We start from the raw sequence: 26,622 nt of genomic DNA on the forward strand, positions 1-26,622 counted from the left end.
CTACCCGATGACACGAAGCGCGCGTGCAGCGCGCTTCAAAGCCTGCGGCGGCTGACCATAAAGCCGCAAAAACGCGCGCCGCATGCGTTCGGGATCCACGAACCCCACGGACACCGCAATGCTCTCAATCGGTTCACTACCCGATTCAATCCGCCCTCGTGCCGCTTCCGCCCGCAAACGCTCTACCGCCTTTGCCGGAGTCTCTCCCGTTTCAGCCCGAAATGCCCGGCCAAACTGACGCGGACTGAGACAGGCCGCCTCTGCCAGCCGTTCCACCGGCAATGCCTCATGCAAATGCTCACGGGCAAAGCTCAAAGCGCGCCGCACCCGGTCGCTATCGGGCGCCAATTCCAGCATGGCGGAAAATTGCGACTGGCCACCGGGACGGCGATGATAGACCACCAGCTCCTGCGCCACCGCCCGCGCTGCATCGCCACCAAGATCATCCTCAATCAGCGCCAGTGCCAGATCAATTCCTGCGGTGATACCAGCCGATGTCCAGACCGAACCATCCTTCACGTAGATTTTGTCGCCATCAACCGCGATATCGGGAAAGCGCTTTTGCAGATCCGCCGCGCGCCGCCAATGGGTTGTCGCCCGCCTGCCGTCAAGCAGACCCGCAGCCGCAAGCAGAAACGCACCGGTGCACACACTGGCAACCCGCCGCGAACGCAGCGCCATATCCCGTACCAATGCGGGAAGTGTTTCCGTTTGTGATCCCGTGCGCGCGCCTCTACCGCCTGCAATCATCAGTGTATCGAAAGTCTGATCCCCGACCCGCTTGGTCATGACTTCAAGTGCTGCGGTGCTCGCTACAAGCCCGCCATCTGCCGAGATCACGTGCAACCGATATTCCGGCCCTGCAATCTGAAAAGCCGACAATGGCCCCGTCAGGTCGAGAATCTGAAACTCAGGGAAAATGAAAAATCCGATATTGCGGGTCATGGCTGGAAATGAGGGTTCTATGTCATTTAAGACTCGATCATGCCGCTCTATTCTGATGCTGTCAACTCATGCAGAGGAATAGCCATGGCCCATCCGATCACCATCGTCATCCCCATCTACAACGGCGTCACGCATCTTGATTTCACTGGACCGCACCAGTTTCTCTCCCGTCTGCCGGATGCAAAGGTCATTGTTGCTTCCATGGGTGGCAAGGATGTCGGTGCGGACGGCCTTGTCTTTTCCGGTCTTGCTGATCTTTCGACAATCGAACGGTGCGACGTGCTTTGCGTGCCGGGTGGCTCCGGTTGCACACGCGCCCTGCAGGATGAAGCGTTTGTCCTTGCAATTCGCCACCTCGGCCTCTCTGCACAATACATCACCTCGGTCTGTACCGGATCGCTGATCCTTGGCGCTGCCGGTCTTCTCAAGGGCAAACGGGTGGCCTGTCATTGGGCATGGCGGGACATGCTGCTGCCATTCGGTGCTATTCCCAACACTGATCGCGTGGTGCGCGACGGCAATATCCTGACTGGCGGCGGCGTCACCGCTGGCATTGATTTTGTGCTCACGCTGATTGCCGAATTGCAGGGGGATGAGGTTGCCCAGCGCATTCAACTCATGCTCGAGTATGCGCCTGCCCCGCCTTTCAACTCCGGCCGCCCCGAAACCGCATCGCAAAAGACTGTCGACGCAGTGCGCAGTTGGATGCAGCCATTTGTGCAACAGCGGCATGACGAGATCGCGCTGGCTGCTGCACGGCTTGCGGAATAATCCTGCTCCAATCAACCAGACCCGGCCAGCCATGTGGCCGGGTTTTATTTTCTTATAATCGCGCTTGCGACTCACATAAGTCTGTGCTTATGTATTGGCATGTCTGAGGTCGATATATTCAAGGCACTTGCCGATCCCACCCGCCGCGCCGTGTTTGAACGGCTGGCCGATGGTGAGAAGAATGCGACGGAACTGCGCGAGGGATTTTCCCTGTCACAGCCCGCCATGTCGCAGCATCTTGCGGTGTTGCGCTCCGCCGGGCTTGTTGCCGAACAAAAGACCGGTCGCCATGTTCATTACCGGGTCAACCCGGATGGACTGGCGCAAATCCACCAATGGCTCAACCGCTACCGCGCCTTCTGGCCGCAGCGCGTCGATGAACTGAAGCAGCTTTTGAAGGAGATGGATCAATGACCAGCGACACGGCAGAAGCCGACACCGCCCTGCGTTACGAATATGATCTGGATGCCGCACCCTCAAAAGTCTGGCGCGCCCTGACCGTGCCGGAATTCGTGGCCCGCTGGCTGCTGCCCGACCCGCAGGCGCCACAGGAGCCATCGCGCATTTCGCTTGAAGTCATCGAGGCCGATACGGAGCGCTTCGTTCGCTATTCCATGCGCGAAGACGATGAAGCGGTGCCTGATAGCATCGTCACCTTCCGGATCGATCCCAATGGCTCGGGCGGCACCACGTTCAGCATTGTGCATGAGCCTGTAGCCTTGGCAAAGCCGATCAGCCGCACCGCTGCCAACGGCAACGCGCCGCCGACAACCATGCGCCTTGCCGCTTAAACCAAACAAAATCTCAATATCGAAGGAGTGTTCGCCATGCGCGACATGATGCAGCTCGTCCCTATGGTCGTGGAACAATCCAGCCGTGGTGAACGATCATTTGATATCTATTCGCGCCTGTTGCGCGAGCGAATTGTCTTTCTGAATGGTCAGGTGGAAGATGGAATGGCAACGCTGATCTGCGCGCAACTGCTGTTCCTTGAATCGGAAAACCCGAAAAAACCCATCTCCATGTATATCAACTCGCCCGGCGGCGTGATTACCAGTGGTCTTGCCATTTATGACACGATGCAGTTCATCACCTGCCCTGTTGCCACGCTGTGCATGGGCACGGCGCGCTCCATGGGATCATTCCTGCTGATGGCTGGTGAACCCGGCCATCGCGCCGCCCTGCCCAATGCCAGCCTGCACGTACACCAGCCGCTTGGCGGTTTTCAGGGTCAGGCCTCGGATATTTTCATTCAGGCTCAGGAAATGGCCGTCGTTAAACGGCGCATGACAACGCTCTATGCCCATCATTGCGGACGCACGGTGGAAGAGGTCGAGAAAACCCTCGACCGCGACCATTTCATGACCGCACAGGAAGGGCTCGACTGGGGGCTTGTGGATACGATCATCACCAAGCGCGACAGCGATCCGTTGCAGATTACGAAGGAGTGAGCGCCAGCCTCACCCCTTCCAGTGCGAACAGCGGATCACATCGCAGAAATTGCCACGATGGAAATGCGGATCCTTATCCGCAAGTACATCGGCCTTGACGTTGCCAAAAGTGGTGTCAGGCTTGTGCTTGATGCCGTCATAGAAGGCCTGAATGATATCTTCCTTGAAGTGGTCACTGCGTGGAAACGCCTTGACCACCGCCTCACGCTCCGCATCGCTATATTGCTTGTAGGTCAGCCCCAGCACATCCATCTCCACCCCGGCAGTCACCAGTGCCACAACAGGGTGCATATGTTTGGGGATTCCGGGCGTTGTATGCAGGGCAATCGCCGTCCACACCGTATCAATATCCGCTTGGGCAATGCCATGACCGCGCAAAAATTCCCGTGCCGCATTGGCACCATCCACTTCGAAGCGCTCATCGGCGCTGCTGTGCTGATGGGTCAGGCCCATATCATGGAACATTGCGCCGGTGTAAAGCAGCTCAGGGTCGAATTTCAGCCCCTTCTGCTGTCCTGCAATCGCACCGAAATAATAGACGCGGCTTGAATGGTTGAAGAGCAGTTCCGAAGCCGTGTCACGCACCAGCTCGGTGACGTCTCTTGCAAGCTTCGTATCGGGAATGCTGATACCACCAATGGATATGGACATTTTGAGTTCTCCTTTGTCTTGGATACCGACCCTATCGTTCGCGCCATTTGGCAGCAATTGACTGAATACGTCTAATTCTGCCAATATACGATCCGTAACGCCACGGAGCGAAAAATGCGGACCATCAGTCTATTGGCCATGCCCGGCGTCCAGCTTCTCGATGTATCGGGACCAATGGACGTGTTTGCCGAAGCCAATGTGCAATCGGGACGCACGGAATATGAATTACAGGTGGTCGGCATTGAAGCCGGGCCAATCCGCAGTTCATCAGGTGTGCGGCTTTTGCCTGACCGGATCATAACGGATGAGGCAGATAGCATCGATACAATGCTGGTTGCCGGATGCCCGCATGCGCCTGATATCCGGCTTACGCTGGAACAACATCAATGGTTGCGCAGCTCCTGCCTGCGGGCGCTCCGCTTTGGTTCCGTTTGCAGCGGCGCTTTCATTCTTGCAGCGGCAGGGCTGCTTGATGGCAGGCGCGTCACCACCCACTGGGCCGTCGCGGACACCCTGACTGCAACTTACCCCACCATTCACGTCGATGCGGATGCGCTGCATGTGCGCGATGGTCCTGTGCGGACTGCTGCGGGCGTGACGGCCGGGCTCGATATGGCGCTTGCTCTGGTTGAGGAAGATCTTGGCCGCGACATCGCCCTCAAAGTGGCGGGTCAACTGGTGATGTTCTTCAAGCGCCCCGGCGGACAGATGCAATTCAGCCGTCATGGCGAGGCGGAACCGGGCGGGCGGTCCGCCCTGCAGGAGGTCCAGCGCTGGGTTGCCGCCAATCCCGGCGAAGACCATTCCGTCGCCAGCCTTGCCCAGCGCACCGGGCTTAGCCCACGCCATTTCGCCCGTATTTTTCAGCAGGAAGTGGGTATTACACCGGCTATATGGGTGGAAACGGCGCGAATCACCGCTGCGCGCAATCTTCTGGAAAATGGCCACCGGCTGCCAAAACAGGTCGCAGTCGAATGCGGCTTTGCCGATGCGGACACGCTGCGCCGCGCCTTTGTGCGCCATGTCGGCGTGACACCGGCAGAGTACAGGCGGCGCTATTTGTGAGGGTGGACAGGGCGGCGATCTTATTTTATACGGCTCGTCCACACCGATGGAGTGTTTATGTCTAATCAGTCTGAGTCCCGCTAGAGCCCCAGCTTCTTTGAAGGTTGGGGCGTGAAAACAGGAGCACCGCGCCAAACGTATTTGGCAGCGGATAGGTTCTTATGGGCTTTTGCCCGTTTTCCCAGGACTTGGATCAATGGATATTTCGCGCGACGAACAGCGCATACTTCACCTGCTCGCCCAGGGCGGCAAAATTTTACTCGAAAAAGATGAGCGCAAGGCCATCACGGACATCATCTGCCTCACCCGCGATGGTTCCCGCTATACGGCTTGCAATTTGCGGCTCTTCCGCAAGCTCAAGCAGAAGGGCGCCATCGCCTCATCCGGCGGCGGCCCCTACCGCGTAACCCGTCGCGGCCTGCAACTGGTAAGGGCGGAGCTGGATAATCGGTAAATGGGTGACCGGCGGTGCTGAATGGTGCCGCCGGTTGCTTTACCAAGGTTCTGGCATTGATGTTGAGGCATTCACCCCCCTCTGTCCTGTCGGACATCTCCCCCACAAGGGGGGAGATCAGCTGTCACTACTGCCCTTGCACAATCTGCAACATTTCCAGTTGTGCAAAGGCGTTGATGTCAATGTGATCTCCCCCCTTGTGGGGGAGATGTCCGACAGGACAGAGGGGGGTGAGCGCTTGGCAGAGCCATTGTTCGTGGTTCGACAAGCTCACCATGAGGGAGAGTGGAGCACTGCAACGCTAATCACCAACTTTGCCGAACTTGGCTCCCTGCAGCCTATGCTCTCCCTCATGGTGAGCCTGTCGAACCACGCAGAATAGGCCTGCAATCATCGATGCAAGCTAACCACAAACCCTCAAAAATCCTCCGGCTCGGGTATCCGGCCAAACGCAATTTTTGAGCCGATATAATTCCCCGGACCGGTGGTCAGCCCGAGATTGAGTGCCTTGGAACCGTGGCGCACGCGCACCTTGTCGAGCATATCGGACACCCGCTCCCACTGTCCGCGCTGTTCGGTGACGGCGTACGTATCAAACAGATCCTGGCTTTCCTCCGTCTCGCTGGACAGATCATGCAGCACAACGGTCACGGTGCTCACATTTCTCATTTCACCTGCCTTGACCATTTTATCGTGCAACGCATTGAGGCAATTGAGAAAACTGTGGTCATCACGCGCCGGGCGAAATTGACCTTCCATGGTCACGCGGTTGTCCCGGTGGGCACCAACCGTATAGCTGAGCGCTCCTGCGCGGTAATGCGAACGGCGCAAACGCCGGGCGGCGCTGAGGCAAAGCAGCCGCGCGCATTGCAGCACCTTGTCGGGTGCCCGCCAGTCCGGCGGCAGGTTGCGGCCATGGCCAAACATGCGTTTGACCGTCTCGGGCTTTTCCACCGCATAGCCATGCAGCGCCGTGACAAACCGCTCGCCCTCCACGCTGCTCCAGATTGCCCGGGCGTGTTTGGGCGCGAGCGCCCAAAGGCCCGGCACGTCATTCACCCCGGCCTGTCCCAGCCGCTGCTCCATACCCTTGGAAATACCGGGTAGATCTTTCAGTCGCAGGTCGAACAGCCGTCCCGGCAGGTCTTCATGGTCAAGCACGACGCAACCATCGGGCTTGTCCATTTCCGCCGCGATCTTGGCGAGGAGTTCATTCAGGGAAATGCCGATGGAACAGGTCAGCACCGCGCCCATTTCATTGTGCAGAGCCCGCTTGATGCGTGCGGCAAGCCCATGCGGGTCCTTTGCTTCCGATGCCAGCAGCGTGCATGCAACTTCATCAATGGAACGCACCGCAGCAATGGGCACGCACGTCTCAATGGTTTTCAGAATCTGGTTATGCAACTTCACATAGACGTCAGGCCGGGCTTCCAGAAAAACGATATCAGGACAGAGTTCTCGCGCTTCGCGTACGGAAGTGCCTGTTTTGATGCCAAACGGCTTTGCCTCGCGGCTGGCGGCAATCACACTCGTATGGGGAGAATCCAGCGGCACTACCGCAATCGGACGGTCGCGCAGTGCCGGGTTCAGCTGCTGCTCGGCGCTGGCGAAGAAACTGTCAAAGTCGAGATACAGTTTTTCCAGATGGGTCGGTTTGCGCATGGATCACGGGTTCTATCATTGCCGATATGAGAACAAAAATAGAACATATGCGGAGAGAGTGCAAACTTATTCCGAAATTGCCGCGGTTCTGCTGACAGCCGCCGTCAGGCTTTTGCGGCGTCCATGATACGAAACTGGGTGGTTGTCGACCCGTTCCAGTGGTTGAGCGCAAGATTACCCGCCACATGCATGGATTGGCCAAGATTGCCGAACAGGAAATCACCAAGCGGCGCACCCGTGGCGCGAAAGGCAATGGCGTTGATGCGCTTGCCATCGGCCCCCGCCAGCGTTGCCTTGACGTGGTTGGTGCCAACGGTGCGGGCATCAACCAGCCTATGGTGTGGCAGCACAAGCACGGGCTGCGGATGGCCCGACCCGAACGGCCCGGCCCTTTCCATTGTCTCATAGAGTGGCACTGTCGCACCCGAGGCACTGAGCGCGCCATCAATGGCCAATGACTCGTTTTCGCGCAATTGGCCGACCATTTCCGCCGCGTGCTCTTCGAAAAATGCCCGCAAGGCACCCATTTTGCCACGTTCAAGTGTGATACCCGCCGCCATCGCATGGCCGCCGCCCTTGACCAGAAGCCCGGCATCAACGGCACTGCGCACCAGTTTGCCGAGATCAAATCCGCTGATCGAACGTCCGGAACCACTTCCCGTGCCATTGACATTGAACGCAATGGCAAAAACCGGACGGCGCGTCCGCTCCTTCAATCGTGCCGCAATCAACCCGACAATTCCGGGGTGCCAGTCGTCACTCGCTGTCACCAGAACGGCAGGACCGCCGCCACTCGACATCTCAAACATAGCCTCGGCTTCCGCCTGCTCCAGCATGACGGTTTCCATGGCTTGCCGTTCCGTATTGAGCCGATCAAGCTCGGTGGCAATGCGCGCTGCTTCGTTGGGATCATCCAGTGTCAACAGGCGCGAGCCGAGCCCGGCATCGCCAATACGCCCACCGGCATTGATGCGCGGTCCGATCAGATAACCGAAATGGAAGGCGCTCAGCGGCTCGCCGATGCGTGATACCCGCGCCAGAGCAGCAAGCCCGGCATTCTGCTGCGCCCGCGCCACCAGCAGACCTTTGACCACAAAGGCGCGGTTCAGTTCTTTGAGCGGCACCACATCGCAAACGGTGGCCAGCGCCACCAGATCAAGCATCGACAGCAGATCAGGCGCAAGTGTTCCCGTCGCGATGCGCTGTTCGCGCAGCGTCCGCAAAACCTGCACCAGCGTGAGGAAAACCACACCCGCCGCGCAAAGATAGCCCTGCCCTGACAAATCATCTTCGCGGTTGGGATTGACCACGGCGACGGCAGCGGCTGGCAATTCACCGCCGACCTGATGGTGATCAAGCACAACCACATCGGCGCCTGCCTCACGGGCCGCCTCAATGGCCAAAGCGCTGTTGGTGCCGCAATCCACGGTGACAATCAGCGAAGCGCCGTTTTGCGCCAGTTCGCGCATGGCCTGCGGATTTGGCCCATAACCTTCGAAAATCCGATCCGGGATATAGATGTGATTGGCAATGCCGTAATGGGTGAGAAACCGCGACAGAATGGCCGATGAACAGGCGCCATCCACATCGTAATCGCCGAAAATCGCCACTTTTTCATGTTTGCCGATGGCCTGCGCAATGCGGAGGGCGGCCTTCTCCATATCGGTGAGCGAGGCCGGATCGGGCATCAGCCCCTTGATTGTCGGATCCATGAAGGCCGGCGCATCATCGACACCAACGCCGCGCCCGGCAAGAACACGGGTGACAAGATCGGGAAAACCATGGTTCTGCGCCATGGCAAGGGCAATGTTGGCCTCGCGCGGTCCCAGCCGGTCAATCCATTTGAGACCGGTTGCCGAGTTTTCAACGCCGAGGAAGAGCCGTTCTGGTGCCATGCAACGCTTCAATCATCCGGCGCACCTGAATGCAATGCTTCGAATGATGTATCCGGTGAACAAACCGGCAATTACTGGGCGGGCGCTGGTGTAACGGCCCCATTTGCAGGCGCGGCTGCACCATCCGGCGGTGGTGGTGGCGGTGCACCGATGTCATGCATTGTTGTGGCAAGCGAGGTGGCGAAGTCGGAAAGGGTGCGTTCCGCCGCTTCCTTGCTGCCTTTCGCGTAGTTGGCGGCGGGCTGGATCAGCAGATAGCGGCTATGCATACCGACAACACAGACGAGAAAGGCGTGCTTTTCCTGTGCCGCGTCGGCGCTGACACAGGGCATTGCCAGACCTGCACTGTATGGCAGCGTACTCTGCACGGCTATTTCGCCAGGTTGTGTCGAATGATACTGGGTCGCCTTCTCAAACAGATCGCGAACAACTGGATCATCCGCCCCGTCCTTGATGGGATAGGCGGCTGCCTTGTTGTTGGCCTTGACGCCCGCCATTATCACCGTTGCCTTGGCATCCACGGCTTCATATTCCGCTGTGACACCAAAATCCTGCGGATTGACACTGTGCTTGACCAAGGTGAATGGCCCAACGGTCTGAGGAAATTTGTCGGCAATGGAATTGGATCGATACCCCTGAATGAGGTCAAGATAGGGATCCTGAGCCAACGCACCGCCGGACAGCCCGGCGAGCACGAGCGTCGAAACAAGGCAGGCAGTTATTTTCGTTCGGATATTCATGGCTTTAACACTCATATGAACTCCCGATATGAAAATAGCTCAAAAAGCATGGCCCCAATAGGGCAATTCCTACTGAGCCACGAACGCAGTTAATAAAATGCCCTGCTGCTCGGGTGAGCGGCAGGGCAAAAAGTGTTTCAATTGCCTGATCTTACTGGAATTTGCTCATATCCTGATGCTTTGCCTTGATCTCGCGCACGGTCTGCGAGTGCGAGCGCATGACGATGGTATGGGTCTGGATATAGTCACGGGCGAATTTGACGCCTGACAGCATATTGCCGTCCGTAACGCCGGTTGCGGCGAAAAGCACGTCACCCTTGGCCATTTCTTCCATGGTGTAGATCTTCTTGGGGTCGCTGATGCCCATCTTGGCTGCACGAGCGATCTTGTCGTCGCTGTTGAGCTGCAACCGGCCCTGCATCTGACCGCCAATGCAACGCAGTGCTGCGGCAGCCAGAACGCCCTCAGGCGCACCACCAATACCGATATAGATGTCGATGCCCGTTTCATCGGGGTCGGTTGTGTGGATCACTCCGGCCACGTCGCCATCACCGATGAGGCGGATCGAAGCGCCTGTTGCACGTACTTCCTCGATCAGACGCGCATGGCGCGGGCGATCCATGATGCAGGCGGTAATCTCGTTGATTGGAACACCCTTGGCTTTCGCAACGGCAGCAATATTCTCGGCTGCTGGCGCATCAAGCTGGATAATACCGGCGGGGTATCCGGGTCCAACGGCAATCTTTTCCATGTAAACATCCGGCGCGTAAAGCAGATTGCCCTTTTCGGCAATCGCGATCACTGCAAGCGAATTGGGCAGGTTCTTGGCGCAGATTGTTGTGCCTTCCAGCGGATCGAGCGCAATATCGACTTCGGGGCCGGTACGTGTACCGACTTCTTCACCGATATAGAGCATCGGCGCTTCATCGCGCTCACCCTCGCCGATCACCACGGTACCGCTGATTGGCAGACGATTGAGTTCCTGACGCATGGCATCCACGGCGGCCTGATCGGCAGCCATTTCATCGCCGCGTCCGCGCAGACGCGCTGCCGCCACGGCGGCACGTTCGGTCACGCGGACAAGCTCAAGGGTCAAAATACGGTCGAGGCCCATTGAAGTCTGGTCGGAAGTTTTCGGCATAAATCTATCCTGCGTTCGTGTGGAGATACCCAGTTGCGGATCAACAGGGTTCTTCCTAGCATTGCTGTGCAAACCTTTTGTCAAAGTCATGCCGCAGCGGCAAGACCCCGCCAGCAGGAAAGTGCCCTCACCGAAAAAGCTAATCGATTAAACGGGCTAGCAGCCGTTCACGAAGCAATACAGCGCTTTTACAAAGGGTCATGTGGTTGGCTTTTGTGTGAGGGGGTGTGGTTCGTGGTTCGTGGTTCGACAAGCTCACCATGAGGGATTGGGTGGATGCAACGATAATCGCCAACGTTGCAGACTACCGACATTGCAGAACCTGACTCCCTGCAACCCACCCCTCTCCCTCATGGTGAGCTTGTCGAACCACGAACCACGCATCACGCACTGTGGTGATGCAAAGCAAATCTCCTTACAAAGAAACCACTGTCGTCCATTCAGAAAGCTGCTCTGTTCTGGCACGCGTAGGCGCGTCAATTTCGATCAGCAATGGAGCGCGGGCGGCATGGATATTGAGCGTTGGAAACCACAATCGGTTTTTGTCGACGACAATCAGCAATCCATCCGTATCGCCGACCGGAGAAAATGTATCGGTCTGGGGCGGAAACGGCGGCACACCAAACCCGGTCGTCAACAGATCAACGGAGGTTTTGACGTTCTCAACAGCAAAACCAATCTCGGCAATGGAAAATGGCTGCGGGCCAACAAAGGGCAGACCGCTATATTCATCATGGGCAATATATTCCAGAATAATCCCTTCGGGGCCGATGAAGTAAAGTGAACGCGAATGCCAGCCCTGCGGACCGGTAACAACATCGCTGTCACCGACGGAAATCAGTCCAATGCGCCTACCCAACCAGTCTCTGATCCGCTCGAACTTTGTCGGTGCAATGCCGAACGCCAGATGATGCACACCGCTGAATGCTGTGCCCTGCTCCATCACAAGGCGGCTGTAACCCACAGTTACAACGGCATGGCTGATATGCTCTTCAACCGGCAACTGGAGTATATCCCGATAGAAGGAAACAGCCGCGCTTAAATCCTGCACAGTGATGCGCGCAGAGAAAATCTTCATTTCACATATCCCTGAAAATCATTCGATTTGCCCAACGTAATTCCTCAAGCAAGGTTGAGGTCAATAGCCGTAAACATCTGTTTTAGATATATTTTGGTGCATAATAACAAAACGCCACCCCTTGGAATACAAAGGATGGCGTCTGAACCGGGTAAATAATCTGGCCTGTTAGCCAGCGCGCTCGATGCGGATCATCTGTGGCTTGTCGGTGGCATGTCCATCCTTGACGATGCCTTCCAGCGCCTTCTTGACGGCGGCCTCGGTCGTCTCGTGCGTGACGAGAATGACAGTCTTGGTCGCATCAGCATGGCTTTCCGGCGTCTGACGCTGGACAATCGATTCCAGCGAAATGTCATTATCGGCCATACGCTTGGCAATGGCTGCAAAAACACCGGCACGGTCATGCACTGTCAGGCGAATGAAATAGCCGCCCTCATGCGAACGCATCTTGGCGCGTTTATAGGGTGCGAGGGCTTTTGCCGGTGTGCCAAATACCGGTCCATGCTGGAAACCTGGACGGCTTTTGGCGATATCGGCAAGATCACCAATGACCGCCGATGCCGTTGCAGCACCGCCCGCGCCCGGACCAGACAGCAGCAACTCGCCAAGCAGATCGGTTTCAATGGCCACCGCATTGGTCACGCCATGCACCTGCGCAATCACCGATTCGACCGGAACCATGGTTGGATGCACACGCTGCTCGATACCGCTATCGGTTTTGAGGGCAACGCCAAGCAGCTTGATGCGATAGCCGAGTTCATCGGCGGCTTTGATATCGGCCAGCGAAATATTGCTGATGCCTTCGAGGTAAATATCATCGGCGGCAATCTGCGTGCCAAAGGCGAGACTGGTCAGGATCGCCAGCTTGTGCGCCGTGTCGTTACCTTCAATATCGAAAGTCGGATCGGCTTCCGCATAGCCAAGACGCTGCGCGTCGGCGAGACAATCCTCAAACGAAATGCCCTCATCCCACATCCGCGTCAGGATGTAGTTGCACGTACCATTCATGATGCCATAGACGCGCGACACGGTGTTGCCGGTGAGCGATTCACGCAAGGCCTTGATAACCGGGATACCGCCAGCGACCGCCGCTTCGAAGTTGAGCAGAACGCCCTTTTCCTCGGCAATCTTGGCAAGAGATACGCCGTGCTTGGCCAGAAGCGCCTTATTGGCGGTGACCACATGACGGCCAGACTTGAGCGCAGCTTCCACTGCAGTGCGGGCTGGACCCTCGTCACCGCCGATCAGCTCGATAAAGACGTCGATATTATCAGACTTCGCCAAGGCAACGGGATCATCGAACCAGGTGGCAGATGAGAAATCCACGCCGCGATCCCGCTTGGCATCACGCGCAGATACAGCGGTGACGATGATTTGCTTGCCGCACTGACGGGTGAGCATATCGCCCTTGTCCCGCAAAATTTTCAGGACCGCGGCACCAACAGTGCCCAGTCCGGCGATTCCCACGCGCAGCGCATCACTCATCGTTCATTTCCCTGAAATATCTAGCCTGAAACGGCGCCCAAAGGCGCCGCGAGTTCCGGTTTCGGCTTACCGCTTAGCGGCGCGCGTTCAACGGAATGACGTTGTGCAGCTTTTCATCCGCCGTTGCAAGAAACCGCTTGAGGTTGCGGGCTGCCTGACGAATGCGATGCTCGTTCTCGACCAGCGCGATGCGGATATAGTCATCACCGTGCTCGCCGAAGCCGATGCCCGGAGCAACGGCCACATCCGCATGTTCGATCAGAAGCTTGGAGAATTCCAGCGAGCCGAGGCTGCGGAATTTTTCCGGGATCGGTGCCCAGGCGAACATGGTTGCCGCCGGTGATGGAATATCCCATCCGGCGCGGCCAAAACTGTCGACCAGAACATCACGGCGATGCTTGTAGATCGAACGGACCTCCGCAATGTCGGAACCATCGCCGTTCAATGCAGCAGCGGCAGCAACCTGAATGGGCGTGAATGCACCATAGTCGAGATAGGATTTAACCCGGGTGAGCGCCGAAATCAGGCGTTCATTGCCAACGGCAAAGCCCATGCGCCAGCCGGGCATGGAGAACGTCTTTGACATGGAGGTGAATTCCACGGCCACATCAATAGCGCCCGGCACCTGCAAAACAGATGGAGGCGGCGCATCATCGAAGTAAATCTCCGAATAGGCCAGATCCGACAGAATGATGATTTCATTCTTGCGGGCAAAGGCAACCACATCCTTATAAAAATCCAGCGATGCCACATGGGCTGTTGGATTGGATGGATAGTTGAGGATCAGTGCCAGCGGCTTGGGGATCGAGTGGCGAATGCCACGCTCCAGCGCCGGGATGAACTGGTCATCGGGCATCGCCGGGATCGAACGGATCACACCGCCCGACATGATGAAGCCGAAAGCATGGATCGGATAGGTCGGATCGGGGCAAAGCACCACATCACCGGGCGCGGTGATCGCCTGCGCCATATTGGCAAAGCCTTCTTTCGAGCCAAGCGTTGCCACAACCTGCGTGTCCGGGTTGAGCTTAACGCCGAAACGGCGCTCGTAATAGGCGGCCTGAGCGCGCCGGAGACCCGGAATACCCTTGGATGAAGAATAACGATGGGTGCGCGGGTCCTGAACGGCCTCGCACAGCTTGTCGACAATGCCCTGCGGCGTCGGCAAATCGGGATTGCCCATACCCAGATCGATAATGTCCGCACCCGCCGCTCGCGCGCTCGCCTTCAGGCGATTGACCTGTTCAAATACGTAAGGTGGCAGGCGGCGAACTTTATGAAATTCTTCCATAGGTTTGGGTCCGGTAAAATGGGTTTAATGTGCGGGTGCGCTATACACCCAAACTGCAAAGCGGTCGAGCAATGATTGACCTTTTGTGTCTGGCACTTAAGTCAATTGCTGCGATGCCATCCAGCTTGGGATTTCTTAGGAAGACACTGTGAATGCGGTGTCTTCGTGACTATGCAAGGCAGCGTGTTATTGCGTGCCTTCGATGGCCTTCAGATCATCCTGCTGTTGCTGGACCAGCTTCTTCATTTCCGCCTGTCGCCGCGCAACGGCGGCGGGATCGGCGGTGGCATTGCCCTGCCCGCTTTTGGCAGCAACAAGCTTCTTATGCACTGCGTCCTTCTCTTGCGGCGTAAACTGCGCGGTCTCGCCCTTCGGATCGGGTGTGAACACCGGATAGGTGCCGGTATTGACCGGACCGGTCAGCGGCGAGTTGGACATTGGCTCCGGCGGCATGTTCGCACAGGCGCTCAGACCAGCAATCAGAACGGCGCCAACCGAGAAGCGGATAATGGTTTTGACCGAGATATTCATTGTTTGTCCTGACTGCCGGAATCGATATTCATCATGGTGATAAGAATTGCAGGTTAGAGGGATAGCATTAGAGCCCCGTACATTCAAATAGGTTCAATTCTGTTTCTCCAAGGGAAATACAATCTGCGGGCAAGGTGACAACACCATCATCTTTCCTGCAGAATGGCTTCAATTGAATGTCCGTTGCTCTGACTTGTGGTATCATGTCTATTATGCTGATCGGGAGGATCGGCGGGAGGAAGTGAATATATGGATAATCACGGCGACAAGACCGGAAAAACGCCGAACCTCGATCATTATGTCATCAAGGACCCTGAAGCCTTCGCTCGTAATGTCGCCCATATGATTGAGCAGGCCGGCAAGGCCGCTTCCGCCTGGGTCGAGCCGCGTGAAAAAGGTCTGAAGCGCGACACGATTGCCGATCCTGTCACCGATGTGGTGAAAACCCTCTCACGCGTTTCCGAGTACTGGTTATCAGAGCCGGGCCGTGCGCTTGAAGCGCAAACCAAGCTTTTCGCCAGCTACATGACCATCTGGTCCAACTCCATCCGCCGCATGAGTGGTGAAGAGGTTGAAGATATCGTCAAGCCCGACAAAGGCGACAAGCGCTTTTCCGATGAGGATTGGGGCAAGAATGCCTTCTTTGACTTTCTCAAACAGGCTTACCTTGTCACAGCAAACTGGGCTGGCGAACTGGTCACCCATGCGGAAGGCCTTGACGATCACACGCGCCACAAGGCCGCGTTCTATGTCAAGCAACTGACCTCAGCCATATCGCCGAGCAATTTCCTTTTGACCAATCCCGAGCTTTACAAGGAAACGGTCGCCAGCAATGGCGAAAATCTGGTCAAAGGCATGAAGATGCTGGCGGAGGATATTGTCGCCGGTGGTGGTGATTTACGCCTGCGTCAGTCAGACCTGACGAAATTCACCCTTGGCGAGAACGTCGCGACCACGCCCGGCAAGGTCATTGCCCGCAGCGACGTGGCCGAAATCATCCAGTATGAAGCATCCACCAAGGACGTGTTGAAGCGTCCGCTTCTGATCTGCCCGCCATGGATCAACAAATTCTACATTCTTGATCTCAATGCTGAAAAGTCCTTCATCAAATGGGCCATCGATCAGGGTCACACCGTTTTTGTGATTTCATGGGTCAATCCCGATCATCGTCACGCGCTGAAGGACTGGACCGCCTATATCAATGAAGGCCTCCGCTTTGGCCTCGATACAGTCGAGAAAGCCACAGGCGAAAAGGAGGTCAATGCGATTGGCTATTGCGTTGGTGGCACCCTGCTCAGCGCCGCCCTTGCCCTTTTCGCGGCAGAAGGCGAAAACCGGATCAAAAGCGCCACACTTTTCACCACCCAGGTCGATTTTACTTACGCTGGTGATCTCAAGGTCTTTGTCGACGAGGATCAGATTCGCGCGCTGGAAGCCGCCATGTCCGCCGAGGGCTATCTCGATGGCACACGCATGGCGACAGCCTTCAATATGTTGCGCTCCGGCGATCTGATCTGGCCCTATGTCGTCAACAACTACATGCGCGGCCGCGATCCGGTGCCGTTTGATCTTCTCTATTGGAATGCCGACGCGACACGGATGAGCGCTGCCAATCACTCCTATTATCTGCGCAATTGCTATCTCGATAATAATCTGGTGCGCGGGATGATGAAACTGGCAGGCGAGAACCTGTCATTGGGCAACGTCAAAATCCCCATCTACAATCTCGCAGCCAAGGAAGACCATATTGCCCCGGCTTTGTCAGTCTTCACCGGCTGCAAATATTTTGGCGGCGATGTCACCTATGTGCTCGCTGGCTCCGGTCATATCGCTGGCGTCGTCAACCCGCCTGCCAAGAACAAATACCAGTACTGGACCGGCGATTCACCGGTTGGGGCATTCGACGAATGGCTCACCAAGACCACAGAACATCCCGGCTCCTGGTGGAATCATTGGCACAAATGGATCGAATCGCAGGATGAAAACCGCGTCCCGGCCCGCATACCGGGTGAAAATGGTTCGGAAATCCTCGCCGAGGCCCCCGGAACCTATGTCCGCATCCGCGTCTGAAAACCCGCTATTTTGCTGGCTTTTAAGTTTATCGAAGCGTTGAGAACCGTGGCAGGAAAGTGGCTAATCACTTTTCTGCCTCATTCTCACTATAGCCAAACGCTTGTAGAGACGTTTAAAAACCGTTAACTTTACCAACTCTCTGCCGGTGTTTTTTGCACTTCAACGAAACTTCGCGAGCGTCCTGCTCATAAGAAAAGCGGATTGGACTGAACCTTTGCAAGCGCCGGAAAAGACGAGACGGGGGAATCGTTGAACAAACTGTCAGCCTCAGTAGCGGCCTTCCGGGCAAGCACCGTCATATGCGTTGTCACGCTTTTTGCGATGGCAACGGTGTCGTGCACGTCTACGGGCTCGTCGCCGACAGCAGGTTCCGTCCTCAGTGTCGCCCCAACAACGACCACAACATCCACGGCTACCGCCAATGCAATGCCCGTGACTGGCTCGGAAAGTGTCTCTCCGGAAGCATTGGCACTTGCTGGCGGTTCAGAAACCAATGCGCTGAAGGCTGTCAATGAGGCCGCCGTGCAGCCGGGGCAGGATAAGCTTGCCGCCGCTAACGCCACGCCGCTGCAGGCAGGGAAAGAGGCGGCTGCCACAGCTGCACCGGGCAAGATACCCGGCAAAACCGCGCTTTTCGGATCAAGTACACCAACACCACAACCGGAAGCCCAGCAGCAGATTGCAGCGCTGGCACCAGCAGCGGCGAAACCACCGGTAAAGACTTCATTGTTTGGCAGTTCCACCAAAGCTCCGGAACCGGTAGCAGCAGAGCAACCTCAGCAGGTTGAAACGCCTGAGGCCAGCAGCAAGGGCGCAAAAGCGGCTCAAGCCGCGGAAGCACAGGCAGCCGCAGCCCAAACACGGCCGGGCGCAGGCAAGGATAACGGGCGGCTGGTGCGGCTCTTTTCCAATAACAATGCTGCCCCGCCGTCAAAACGTCTCGTAGCCGTCATTCAACCCAAGGCACAGGCTCAGCTCAAGGCACTCAGCAGCGATAGTCAGGTGCAAATGGCCGGACTGCCCTCTCCTTCTGATTACAAGCCGACCGAGCATCTTGCCTCGCTACCCGGCGTGCGCCCCAATGGCGGCATTGTCATCATGCAGCGCGACAGCCTTTATCAGGATGATGATGAGGGGTCCGCAGCGCCGGTGATTCTCGCTTCAGCGGCCGGACTCGCCCGTCTTGCTCCCAATGGCCTCAGGGTGCAGCGCGAAAGCGTCGACGTAGCCTGCCTGAAACCGCAGCTGGTTGGCATACTGAAAACAATCGAACGCCGTTATGGCAAATCGGTTATCGTCACGTCAGGCTATCGCAGCCCGCCCTACAACCGGCTGGTGAACGGTGCAAAGGCCTCTTTGCACATGTCCTGTGCCGCCGCCGATATTCAGGTTCCCGGTGTTTCCAAATGGGAATTGGCAAATTTTGCCCGGTCAATGCCGGGGCGTGGCGGCGTTGGCACCTACTGCTATACCGAATCAGTACATGTCGACATCGGCCCGACTCGCGACTGGAACTGGCGCTGCGGCCGTCGTCGCAGCTAGTATAAATCGATAGTAGCGGCACTCGTTCTGCCCGGCACGCAGTATATTTGCCCACAGCCGTCCGAAACAATTTTCACTTTTCCCAAAAAAGAATGAAATATGGGGTTGCAGTCGAAAAACTGTTTCACTATAAGCCGCTTACCTGCAGGCGCCCATCGTCTAGCGGTTAGGACGGCGCCCTTTCACGGCGCAAACAGGGGTTCGATTCCCCTTGGGCGTACCAGGTTTTCTCCCCGGAAAATCAATGATTTATAACAGCTGGCTAACAACCCTGCGTGTCGTATGGTCATGTGAAACGGCCAGCCCTTGAAGGAGCCGGCCGTTCTGTCTTTGGTCAGTATTATCAGTTTGCAGGCGCCGGTTTTGCTGGATCCGGTGCGGGAGTTGCCGGAGCTGCATTGGGTTTTGCAGGTTCCGACGTGGTCGCAGGTGGCGTCGTACCACCCCCTGATTGCTTGTTGTCACAAGCTGCCAACGTGAACGCAGCGATCGCTAGAATCGGTACAAGAAACTTATAGTTCATCGTGTCTCCTCCTATGCGTTTCACCCGCCTTAGGCAGGCAAGACACAGGATGTGACACTCAAAGCGATGAGAACAGCCCACGGCGTTCAAGCTTTGTCACTGACTGTTAAAGAAAGTTATGAGGTTGTATTCCTGACCTGACCTATCATGAATCACTGCTGAGATTCCGATCTTTAGCAGTAGGGTTCGGTTTAACCTCCAAACGAACCCGAATTCTCCCACCCCAGAGCAAATTTGCCTGCCCCTTAAAAGGCAGGCTTTTTTTCGCCTTCTGTTTTTACACAGTGCGGATGCAATGCCTGCGAATGAGCATAACTGAGCCACAATCCCGGCACGTTTTTTCTGTCTCTTCGGCCCATGCAGGAAAACATAATCATGAGCAAACAAACGAAAACAACGCTGACATTCTTTCTGGCTGGCCTTGCTGCTATCGCGGCAGTGCTGACCGCAGATATGTCCCTCGCAGACGTGATCCGGACAGTCCAAAATCTGTCCTGACGGCTGAAAGCCTGTCCTGACGGCTGAAAGCCTGTCCTGACGGCTCAAAGCCTGTCTTGATTACAGATTGTTCAGAGCCGCCGGTTCGGATAGATCTCGGACATGATTTTCTCCACGCCCCTCGCCACCGGCAAACTGGTCCAGCGCTATAAACGATTCCTCGCCGATATCATTCTGGACGACGGCATTCCGATTACCAGTTCCGTTCCCAATACAGGTTCCATGCTCGGGCTCACTGATCCCGGCATTCGCGTCTGGTTGTCCCAGTCCGACGATACGAAACGCAAATATGCGCACACGCTGCAAATCGTCGAAGCACAGGGTACATTGGTTGGGATCAACACCGGCCTGCCCAACCGCATTGCCGAGGAAGCTATTGTGGCAGGTCTATTGCCGGGCCTTTCCGGATATCGCGATCTTAAGCGCGAGCAGAGATATGGTGCCAATTCACGGATCGACATCCTGCTGACTGACCCTGAGCGCCCGACAGCCTATGTCGAGGTGAAGAACGTCCACTTCTCCCGGACGGCAAATCTCGCGGAATTTCCCGATTCTCCGACCGCCCGTGGCGCAAAACATCTGGACGAGCTAGGCAACATGGTTGAGAATGGTCACCGTGGTGTCATGCTCTATGTGATCCAGCGCGATGATTGCGACCGCTTGAGAATCTGCGGCGATCTTGATCCGGTTTATGCAAGGGCATTCGAGCGGGCAATGGGTCGTGGGGTTGAAGCTTACGCAATAAAATGCCACATCACACCTTCGGGTATCGCAGCAACAGGCGCGATACCCATTATTGATTGACGCCAAGCGGAAAGCACCATGGTTACCTATCTTGATGCGCAGACTGCGCCCCTGAAGAACACCGGACAGATCAGGCTGCACGGCCCTGACGGTTTTGCGGCCATGCGCAAAGCTTGCCAACTGACCGCACGCTGCCTCGATGAGCTTGCGAGCATTGTTGCACCCGGCGTCACCACCAATACCATCGATCGCTTCGTCTTCGAATTTGGTGCCGATCATGGCGCCCTGCCCGCAACGCTGAACTATCGCGGCTACACAAAATCGTCCTGCACCTCGATCAATCATGTGGTCTGCCATGGCATTCCCGATGACAAGCCAATGCGTGAAGGCGATATCGTCAATATTGACGTCACCTATATTCTCGACGGCTGGCACGGCGACTCCAGCCGCATGTATCCGGTTGGCGAAATCAAGCGCGCTGCGGAACGGCTTATGGAAGTAACCCACGAAAGCCTGATGCGCGGCATTGCAGCCGTCCGCCCCGGCGCGCGCACAGGCGCTATCGGCGCAGCGATCCAGAATTATGCGGAAGCGGAGCGCTGCTCGGTTGTACGTGATTTCTGCGGCCACGGCGTTGGCCAGCTGTTTCATGATGCACCGAACATCCTGCACTACGGCACGCCCAATGAGGGCGTCGAACTGCGGGAGGGCATGATCTTCACCATCGAGCCGATGATCAATCTTGGCCGTCCGCACGTCAAAGTGCTCGCCGATGGCTGGACCGCAGTTACGCGTGACCGCTCGCTGACAGCACAGTACGAACACACAGTCGGCGTTACCAAAGATGGCTGCGAAGTCTTCACGGTATCACCGGCAGGCCTGTTCGCCCCAGGACTGAAACTCGAATAGAATGCAGAGGCCCATGAGCGAAGACGAGCCACAAAAGACTTTCTTCCTCAATGAGCCTTCCCCAAACACCCTTCAGAAACAACCTGGTGTTGAAAAAAGCGCTGGCACGTCGAATCTTGCCAGCAAACCGGATGAGCCAGTCGAGCCTCATTATACCGGTCACCGCGAGCGCATGAAGGAGCGTTTTCTGAAAGTTGGCCATCAGGGCTTGGCTGACTATGAAATGCTGGAAGTGCTGCTTTACCGCTCGATACGGCAAGGTGACACCAAGCCGCTCGCCAAGGCGTTTTTGGCGCGCTTCGGCAGTCTTGCGGAGGTATTGGGTGCACCAGAGCATCTGCTGCTGGAGGTGAAGGGCTGTGGGCCCGTTGTGGCCTTTGACCTTAAACTCATCGCCGCCTTTACGCACCGCATCATCCGCAGCGATATGAATCAGCGCACAGTGCTCGGCTCATGGGGCAAGCTGATCGACTATTGCACTGCCGCCATGGCGCACGAACAGCGCGAGCAGTTGCGTATTCTGTTTCTCGACAAAAGAAACACCCTGATTGCCGACGAGGTGCAACAGGTTGGAACAATCGACCATACGCCCGTTTACCCGCGTGAAGTCATCGCCCGGGCGCTGCAATTGTCAGCCAGCGCCATTATCCTTGTCCACAATCACCCCTCCGGCGATCCGACACCATCGAAAGCCGATATCGAAATGACCAAGACCATCGCCAATATCGGCTCGCAAATGGGCATCGTGGTCCATGATCACATCATTATCGGCAGGAACGGCCATGCCAGCCTCAAAGGCATGAAACTTTTTTAGCCCTGTCAAAATTGCATTCGAACCGCAATCGCGATCAAATGCCCTCTCCCGGCGGCGTGTAGTTGAATGCCGTGCATATGTGGAGAGTTTCATGAATTCGGTTGAGAAAGCGATCTGGTACGTTGAAGGGCATTTTGCCGAGGACATAACGCTCGACGATATTGCCGGCGTTGCAGGTCTTTCGCGGTTCTATATGTCGCGTGCATTCGGCATTTTTGCCGGGCGCTCGGTCAGCAGCCATATACGTGGCCGCAGATTAACGGAAGCAGCGAAATCCCTGTGCGAAGGCGCCCCGGATATTCTCAGTGTCGCGCTTGATGCCGGTTATAGCTCCCACGAGGCATTCACGCGGGCGTTCCGCGATCAGTTCGGGCTTACCCCCGAACAGGTTCGCGCACAGCGCCATGTCAGAAACATCCCATTGGTGGAGCCGATGAAAATGGATCAGCAATTTATTATCAATCTGGAAGAGCCGCGCATCGAAAATGGCAGGCCGATGCTCATCGCAGGCATAGGCGAACGGTATAGCTGCGAAACAAGTTCAGCCATCCCGGCACAATGGCAACGCTTCGGCCCCTATTTCGGCCATATCAACGGCCAGATCGGTGATTTCGCCTATGGTGTGTGCTGCAATGGCGATGATGCCAGTAATTTCGACTATATTGCTGGTGCTGAAGTGAAAGACTTCTCGGATATTCCGGCGGAATTTGCGCGGGTTCGCATACCCGCCCAGACCTATCTGGTATTCTCGCACCGGGATCATATCTCGACGATACGCAGCACCATCATGACGATCTGGGGCAAATGGATACCCGAATCCGGTCATGTGCTGGCTGATGCGCCCAATTTTGAGCGCTATGGGCCGGAGTTTGATGCGCGAACTGGCAATGGCGGCATGGAAATCTGGATTCCAATCAATAGCTGAACATATCCTGACACAGTGCTGTCAGCAGCAAATCCGCTATGATGAACACATAAAAGCGGAGAAACCAGCATGTTACAGGCCTGTCTCAACGGAGGACGGACACGGGAATTTCACCCTGCAGTTCCGTTGACAGCATCGGAAATAGCCGGGGATGCAGCGCTTGTCGTGGCAGCCGGGGCGCGTGAATTACACATCCATCCACGCGGCCCGGACGGATTGGAAACACTCGATCCGGATCATGTTGCCGAGACATTACAGGTTGTTCGCGCAATCATACCAGGCATTCCTGTCGGCCTTTCCACCCATTGGCGCATAGCACCGGGCGGAATTGCCCGACAGGAACCCATCAACCGCTGGAAGACACTCCCTGACTATGTCTCGATTAATCTGATCGAAGACGATGCAGAGGATTTGATCGCCCTTGTTCTTGGCAAAGGTATCGGCGTAGAAGCCGGCCTCTGGTCCATCGACGATGCAGAACGATTTGTCAGGCTGAGCAACGCCGGAAAATGCCTGCGTGTCCTGATTGAGATCAACGAACAGGATGTTGAGGATGGCTTGCGCGTTGCAGACGGCATACAGGCGGTCCTGAACGCGGCGGGCAGCAAACTTCCCATCCTCATGCATGGCGATGAAGTCAGCGTCTGGCCGCTCTACAGGGCAGCTATGGAGAGAGGTTTTGACGGCCGCATCGGTCTGGAAGACGGCAATCTCCTGCCTTCAGGGCAAATGGCAAAGGATAATGCCGATCTGCTGCACGCTGCTTTCAGCATGCTTGCTCGCTAGATATTTTTATATCTCATCGAGAAACTCATCCAGAAACCGGCGCAGCCGCTCTTGCCGCACCTGCGCTATCTGCGCGCCTTTTGCAGTATTGAATCCAGCAGTCAGTTTGAAAAGCTTCGTCTCGAAGTGATCAATGGCGAAGTTCCTATCGTCAAACTCACGGTTGATTGCGGTCGGATCAGCGCGATCATAGAGCCCACTTCCCATTCTACCGGCAATGTAGAAACACCGTGCCGCACCAACCATACCAATGGCATCCAACCGGTCGGCATCCTGAAGGATTTGCGCCTCCAATGTACGTGGTGGAATGTTTGCAGAAAAACTATGCGCCTCAATAGCATGTGCCGCTGCTGCGATCTTGTGAGTTTGCCAGCCGATATCTGTAAGAAGGTCAGATGCCTTCTTCGCGGCCAGCTGCGAGGCTTGTGCCCGGAGCGGCGAGTTCTTTTCCACCGCTACGCAATCGTGCAGGATTGTCGACGCAACCAGTATCTCCTTGTCGCCGCCCTCCGCAGCATGGATTGCTGACGCGTTTTTCCAGACCCGCAAGAGATGCGACACGTCGTGGGAACCATCCGTTGAACCCTCGGTCGCATAAGGTAGCAATTTTTCGGCAAGCGCCTCGAACGGCGTAAAAGCAGCAAAGGACATTGCACGGCATCTCTTTGGAATCAGTCGGAGTGCCAACATACCCTGTTGAAACATGACCGGGTATAGGTAACAAAAAGGCCGCTCAAAAGCGGCCTTTTCATTCAATAAATCAGAAGCTTATGCTTCGTCTTCGGTCTTCTTCTTGGCGGCCTTTTTCGGCGCTGCTTTCTTGGCAGGCTTCTTGGCTTCACCAGACTTTTCGTCCGACTCGTCTTCAGCCATCAGCTCTTCCTTCGTCACCTTCTTGTCGGTGACATTGATGGAAGTGAGAAGGTGATCGACAACCTTTTCTTCAAAAATCGGAGCGCGGAGATTGTTGATTGCTTCCGGGGTCTTGCGGAAGAATTCATAAATCTGCTGTTCCTGACCTGGGTACTGACGAACCTGATCGTAAACGGCGCGCTGCAATTCTTCTTCGGTCACTTCGATACCGGCCTTGTTGCCGATTTCGGAGAGAACGAGACCAAGACGAACGCGGCGCTCAGCCAGCTTGCGATATTCTTCGCGCGCGGCTTCTTCCGTTGTGTCTTCGTCTTCAAAGGTCTTGCCAGCCTGCTGCAGGTCCTGACCGATCTGTGCCCAGATATTGTTGAACTCGGCATTGATCAGACGTTCTGGCGATTCGAACTGGTACTCACCATCGAGCGCATCGAGAATCTGACGCTTGACCTTCTGGCGGGTGAACGAGCCGTACTGGCTTTCGATCTGTTCGCGGATAACCTGACGTAGACGGTCGGCGCTTTCGATACCGAGCTTCTTGGCGGTTTCGTCGTTGATTTCGAGTTCGCCGGGCTTGCCGATTTCCTTGACGGTGATGTCGAAGGTTGCATCCTTGCCTGCGAGGTGCGCCGCACCATATTCAGCCGGGAACGTCACCTTGATCTGCTTTTCGTCGCCAGCCTTGGCGCCTACAAGCTGATCTTCAAAGCCGGGAATGAACTGGCCCGAGCCGAGGATCAGCGTTGCGTCCGTATCAGCGCCACCATCGAACGGCTCGCCGTCGATCTTGCCGAGATAATCCATGGTAACGCGGTCGCCGGTTTCGGCCTTACCCTTCTTGGGCTCAAAAGTCTGGGCAGAGCTTGCAACGCGCTTGACCTGCTCTTCAACTTCCGCATCCGTAACATCCACGACTTCGCGCGTGATGGAAATCTTGGAAGCATCCTTGAGTTCGATCGCTGGCAGAACTTCGTAGTTCAGCGTGAATTCGAAATCGGCTTCGCCGTTCAGAACCTTGTCTGCTTCCTTCTCGTCTTCAGTCATTGCGACTTCTGGCTGGGTAGCGGACTTTTCGTTGCGGTCTGCAAGGATCGTGCGCGAGGAATCGCTGAGGATCTCGTTGACGACTTCAGCCATGAAGGACTTGCCGTACATCTTGCGCAGGTGATTGAGCGGCACTTTGCCGGGGCGGAAGCCATTGATGCGCGCCTTGGCGCTGGCACCTTGGAGGCGTTCGGAAAGCTTTGCTTCCAGATCCTTGGCCGGAACGACGACCTTGATCTCGCGCTTCAGCCCTTCATTGAGCGTTTCAGTAACCTGCATGTCCAAACCTTCACTTTTTTAACATTTGTCCCGCCGTCGCCGGCCTATTAGCCAGATTGCGGGAGAAAAACTGTCTGCCATCGTGGCTTCTGGTGCAGATGGGGCGAGCCATGCCCTGACCATCTACGTTGATTTTATTGCTTTATTTCTTTTTCGGCCTGTTATTTGTGTCAGAATTCTTATCACAGAACGTGCCACAAAGCCGCGGAAGAAATTGCACCCTTACCGATTGGTGGCTCCATTTACTTGCACTGCGTACAAAAATCAATGGCACAGCCCTATGCGATTTGAAAATCCGCGCCGGTGCGCCTGAACTCCTGCACACAAGTCCGGCGCTTTCATGATCACAAAAAGAAGTGAAATATTTGTCTGATGACAACCATGTGCAACTGTGCAAATCTTGATGTGTGGGGACCATCGATAGCCATACTGGAAATACACCATACGGAATTTTG

26 protein-coding genes and 1 tRNA gene are annotated in these 26,622 nt (G+C 56.2%); 15 read left to right on the plus strand and 12 right to left on the minus strand.

The genetic code is table 11. The annotated features are described in order from the left end of the window. Complete coding sequence (locus BLU05_RS01020; protein WP_091877131.1) at nucleotides 1-945, minus strand: GlxA family transcriptional regulator; 945 nt, start codon at nucleotides 943-945, stop codon at nucleotides 1-3. A gap of 84 nt (nucleotides 946-1,029) precedes the next feature. On the opposite strand from BLU05_RS01020, the gene BLU05_RS01025 reads away from it, so the two are divergent. From BLU05_RS01025 to BLU05_RS01040, 4 genes are all read left to right on the plus strand, one after another. Then, a complete protein-coding gene (locus BLU05_RS01025) occupies nucleotides 1,030-1,716 on the plus strand; it encodes a DJ-1/PfpI family protein (protein WP_091877133.1) in 687 nt (228 codons plus the stop codon). A 99-nt stretch (nucleotides 1,717-1,815) separates the two neighbouring features. After that, entirely contained in the window at nucleotides 1,816-2,130 is a 315-nt protein-coding gene (locus BLU05_RS01030; RefSeq protein ID WP_091877135.1) for an ArsR/SmtB family transcription factor, read from the plus strand. Further along, a complete protein-coding gene (locus tag BLU05_RS01035; RefSeq protein WP_091877137.1) occupies nucleotides 2,127-2,507 on the plus strand; it encodes an SRPBCC family protein in 381 nt (126 codons plus the stop codon). Before BLU05_RS01030 ends, BLU05_RS01035 begins: the two co-directional genes overlap by 4 nt. 36 nt (nucleotides 2,508-2,543) lie before the next feature. After that, nucleotides 2,544-3,167, plus strand: coding sequence for an ATP-dependent Clp protease proteolytic subunit (locus BLU05_RS01040; RefSeq protein ID WP_091877139.1), 624 nt, complete (start codon nucleotides 2,544-2,546; stop codon nucleotides 3,165-3,167). Between the two features lie 9 nt (nucleotides 3,168-3,176). Here the strand turns inward: BLU05_RS01040 and BLU05_RS01045 are convergent, their stop codons facing one another. Then, nucleotides 3,177-3,818: an HD domain-containing protein gene (locus BLU05_RS01045; protein ID WP_091877141.1), complete on the minus strand. Its 642-nt coding sequence runs from the start codon at nucleotides 3,816-3,818 to the stop codon at nucleotides 3,177-3,179. 114 nt (nucleotides 3,819-3,932) lie between these two features. Between BLU05_RS01045 and BLU05_RS01050 the strand changes: the two genes are divergently transcribed. Then, complete coding sequence (locus tag BLU05_RS01050; protein ID WP_091877142.1) at nucleotides 3,933-4,883, plus strand: GlxA family transcriptional regulator; 951 nt, start codon at nucleotides 3,933-3,935, stop codon at nucleotides 4,881-4,883. 196 nt (nucleotides 4,884-5,079) lie between these two features. Then, entirely contained in the window at nucleotides 5,080-5,337 is a 258-nt protein-coding gene (locus tag BLU05_RS01055; RefSeq protein ID WP_091877144.1) for a YjhX family toxin, read from the plus strand. Nucleotides 5,338-5,754: 417 nt separating this feature from the next. Here BLU05_RS01055 and BLU05_RS01065 read toward each other — a convergent pair whose 3' ends face one another. The 8 genes from BLU05_RS01065 to BLU05_RS01100 form a co-directional block, all read right to left on the minus strand. Continuing rightward, complete coding sequence (locus BLU05_RS01065) at nucleotides 5,755-6,999, minus strand: Y-family DNA polymerase (protein WP_091877148.1); 1,245 nt, start codon at nucleotides 6,997-6,999, stop codon at nucleotides 5,755-5,757. 104 nt (nucleotides 7,000-7,103) lie between these two features. Further along, nucleotides 7,104-8,894, minus strand: a complete 1,791-nt coding sequence (gene recJ / locus BLU05_RS01070) for a single-stranded-DNA-specific exonuclease RecJ (RefSeq protein ID WP_091877150.1) — start codon at nucleotides 8,892-8,894, stop codon at nucleotides 7,104-7,106. A gap of 71 nt (nucleotides 8,895-8,965) precedes the next feature. Beyond that, nucleotides 8,966-9,649 carry a hypothetical protein gene (locus BLU05_RS01075; RefSeq protein ID WP_139210362.1) on the minus strand — a complete coding sequence of 228 codons (684 nt, stop codon included), beginning with the start codon at nucleotides 9,647-9,649 and terminating at the stop codon, nucleotides 8,966-8,968. A gap of 136 nt (nucleotides 9,650-9,785) precedes the next feature. Then, nucleotides 9,786-10,775, minus strand: coding sequence for a class II fructose-bisphosphatase (gene glpX, locus BLU05_RS01080; RefSeq protein ID WP_091877154.1), 990 nt, complete (start codon nucleotides 10,773-10,775; stop codon nucleotides 9,786-9,788). 415 nt (nucleotides 10,776-11,190) lie between these two features. Then, nucleotides 11,191-11,853 carry a VOC family protein gene (locus BLU05_RS01085; RefSeq protein ID WP_091877156.1) on the minus strand — a complete coding sequence of 221 codons (663 nt, stop codon included), beginning with the start codon at nucleotides 11,851-11,853 and terminating at the stop codon, nucleotides 11,191-11,193. Nucleotides 11,854-12,021: 168 nt separating this feature from the next. Continuing rightward, complete coding sequence (locus BLU05_RS01090) at nucleotides 12,022-13,338, minus strand: homoserine dehydrogenase (RefSeq protein ID WP_091877158.1); 1,317 nt, start codon at nucleotides 13,336-13,338, stop codon at nucleotides 12,022-12,024. Nucleotides 13,339-13,411: 73 nt separating this feature from the next. Further along, nucleotides 13,412-14,629, minus strand: coding sequence for an LL-diaminopimelate aminotransferase (locus BLU05_RS01095; protein ID WP_091877160.1), 1,218 nt, complete (start codon nucleotides 14,627-14,629; stop codon nucleotides 13,412-13,414). Between the two features lie 186 nt (nucleotides 14,630-14,815). Then, the gene (locus BLU05_RS01100; RefSeq protein ID WP_091877162.1) at nucleotides 14,816-15,160 is read right to left on the minus strand and encodes a flagellar basal body L-ring protein FlgH; all 345 of its coding nucleotides are present in this window, start codon (nucleotides 15,158-15,160) and stop codon (nucleotides 14,816-14,818) included. Nucleotides 15,161-15,409: 249 nt separating this feature from the next. On the opposite strand from BLU05_RS01100, the gene phaC reads away from it, so the two are divergent. The 9 genes from phaC to BLU05_RS01140 all read left to right on the plus strand — a co-directional run bounded on the left by phaC (nucleotide 15,410) and on the right by BLU05_RS01140 (nucleotide 23,974). After that, nucleotides 15,410-17,230 carry a class I poly(R)-hydroxyalkanoic acid synthase gene (phaC, locus tag BLU05_RS01105; RefSeq protein WP_091877164.1) on the plus strand — a complete coding sequence of 607 codons (1,821 nt, stop codon included), beginning with the start codon at nucleotides 15,410-15,412 and terminating at the stop codon, nucleotides 17,228-17,230. 252 nt (nucleotides 17,231-17,482) lie between these two features. After that, on the plus strand, nucleotides 17,483-18,775 hold the full coding sequence (locus BLU05_RS01110) for a YcbK family protein (protein ID WP_244518095.1): 1,293 nt from the start codon (nucleotides 17,483-17,485) through the stop codon (nucleotides 18,773-18,775). A 148-nt stretch (nucleotides 18,776-18,923) separates the two neighbouring features. Continuing rightward, a tRNA-Glu gene (locus BLU05_RS01115) sits at nucleotides 18,924-18,998 on the plus strand. Between the two features lie 675 nt (nucleotides 18,999-19,673). Further along, nucleotides 19,674-19,796: a hypothetical protein gene (locus BLU05_RS26540; RefSeq protein ID WP_280139023.1), complete on the plus strand. Its 123-nt coding sequence runs from the start codon at nucleotides 19,674-19,676 to the stop codon at nucleotides 19,794-19,796. Nucleotides 19,797-19,898: 102 nt separating this feature from the next. After that, nucleotides 19,899-20,600, plus strand: a complete 702-nt coding sequence (sfsA, locus tag BLU05_RS01120; RefSeq protein ID WP_091877166.1) for a DNA/RNA nuclease SfsA — start codon at nucleotides 19,899-19,901, stop codon at nucleotides 20,598-20,600. An 18-nt stretch (nucleotides 20,601-20,618) separates the two neighbouring features. Beyond that, nucleotides 20,619-21,449: a type I methionyl aminopeptidase gene (map, locus tag BLU05_RS01125; RefSeq protein WP_091877168.1), complete on the plus strand. Its 831-nt coding sequence runs from the start codon at nucleotides 20,619-20,621 to the stop codon at nucleotides 21,447-21,449. A 1-nt stretch (nucleotide 21,450) separates the two neighbouring features. Further along, a complete protein-coding gene (gene radC / locus BLU05_RS01130) occupies nucleotides 21,451-22,263 on the plus strand; it encodes a RadC family protein (protein WP_244518097.1) in 813 nt (270 codons plus the stop codon). Between the two features lie 91 nt (nucleotides 22,264-22,354). After that, a complete protein-coding gene (locus BLU05_RS01135) occupies nucleotides 22,355-23,188 on the plus strand; it encodes an AraC family transcriptional regulator (protein ID WP_091877172.1) in 834 nt (277 codons plus the stop codon). A 69-nt stretch (nucleotides 23,189-23,257) separates the two neighbouring features. Further along, entirely contained in the window at nucleotides 23,258-23,974 is a 717-nt protein-coding gene (locus BLU05_RS01140; protein ID WP_091877174.1) for a 3-keto-5-aminohexanoate cleavage protein, read from the plus strand. Nucleotides 23,975-23,980: 6 nt separating this feature from the next. Here BLU05_RS01140 and BLU05_RS01145 read toward each other — a convergent pair whose 3' ends face one another. Both BLU05_RS01145 and tig read right to left on the minus strand, forming a co-directional pair. Further along, nucleotides 23,981-24,625 (minus strand): HD domain-containing protein, encoded by a 645-nt coding sequence (locus BLU05_RS01145; protein ID WP_091877176.1) that lies wholly within the window; start codon nucleotides 24,623-24,625, stop codon nucleotides 23,981-23,983. Between the two features lie 117 nt (nucleotides 24,626-24,742). Continuing rightward, complete coding sequence (gene tig / locus BLU05_RS01150) at nucleotides 24,743-26,167, minus strand: trigger factor (RefSeq protein ID WP_091877178.1); 1,425 nt, start codon at nucleotides 26,165-26,167, stop codon at nucleotides 24,743-24,745. Nucleotides 26,168-26,622 lie beyond the last annotated feature (455 nt).

It is taken from the genome of Phyllobacterium sp. OV277 (assembly GCF_900104355.1).
In the GTDB taxonomy this organism is placed as follows: Bacteria; Pseudomonadota; Alphaproteobacteria; order Rhizobiales; family Rhizobiaceae; genus Phyllobacterium.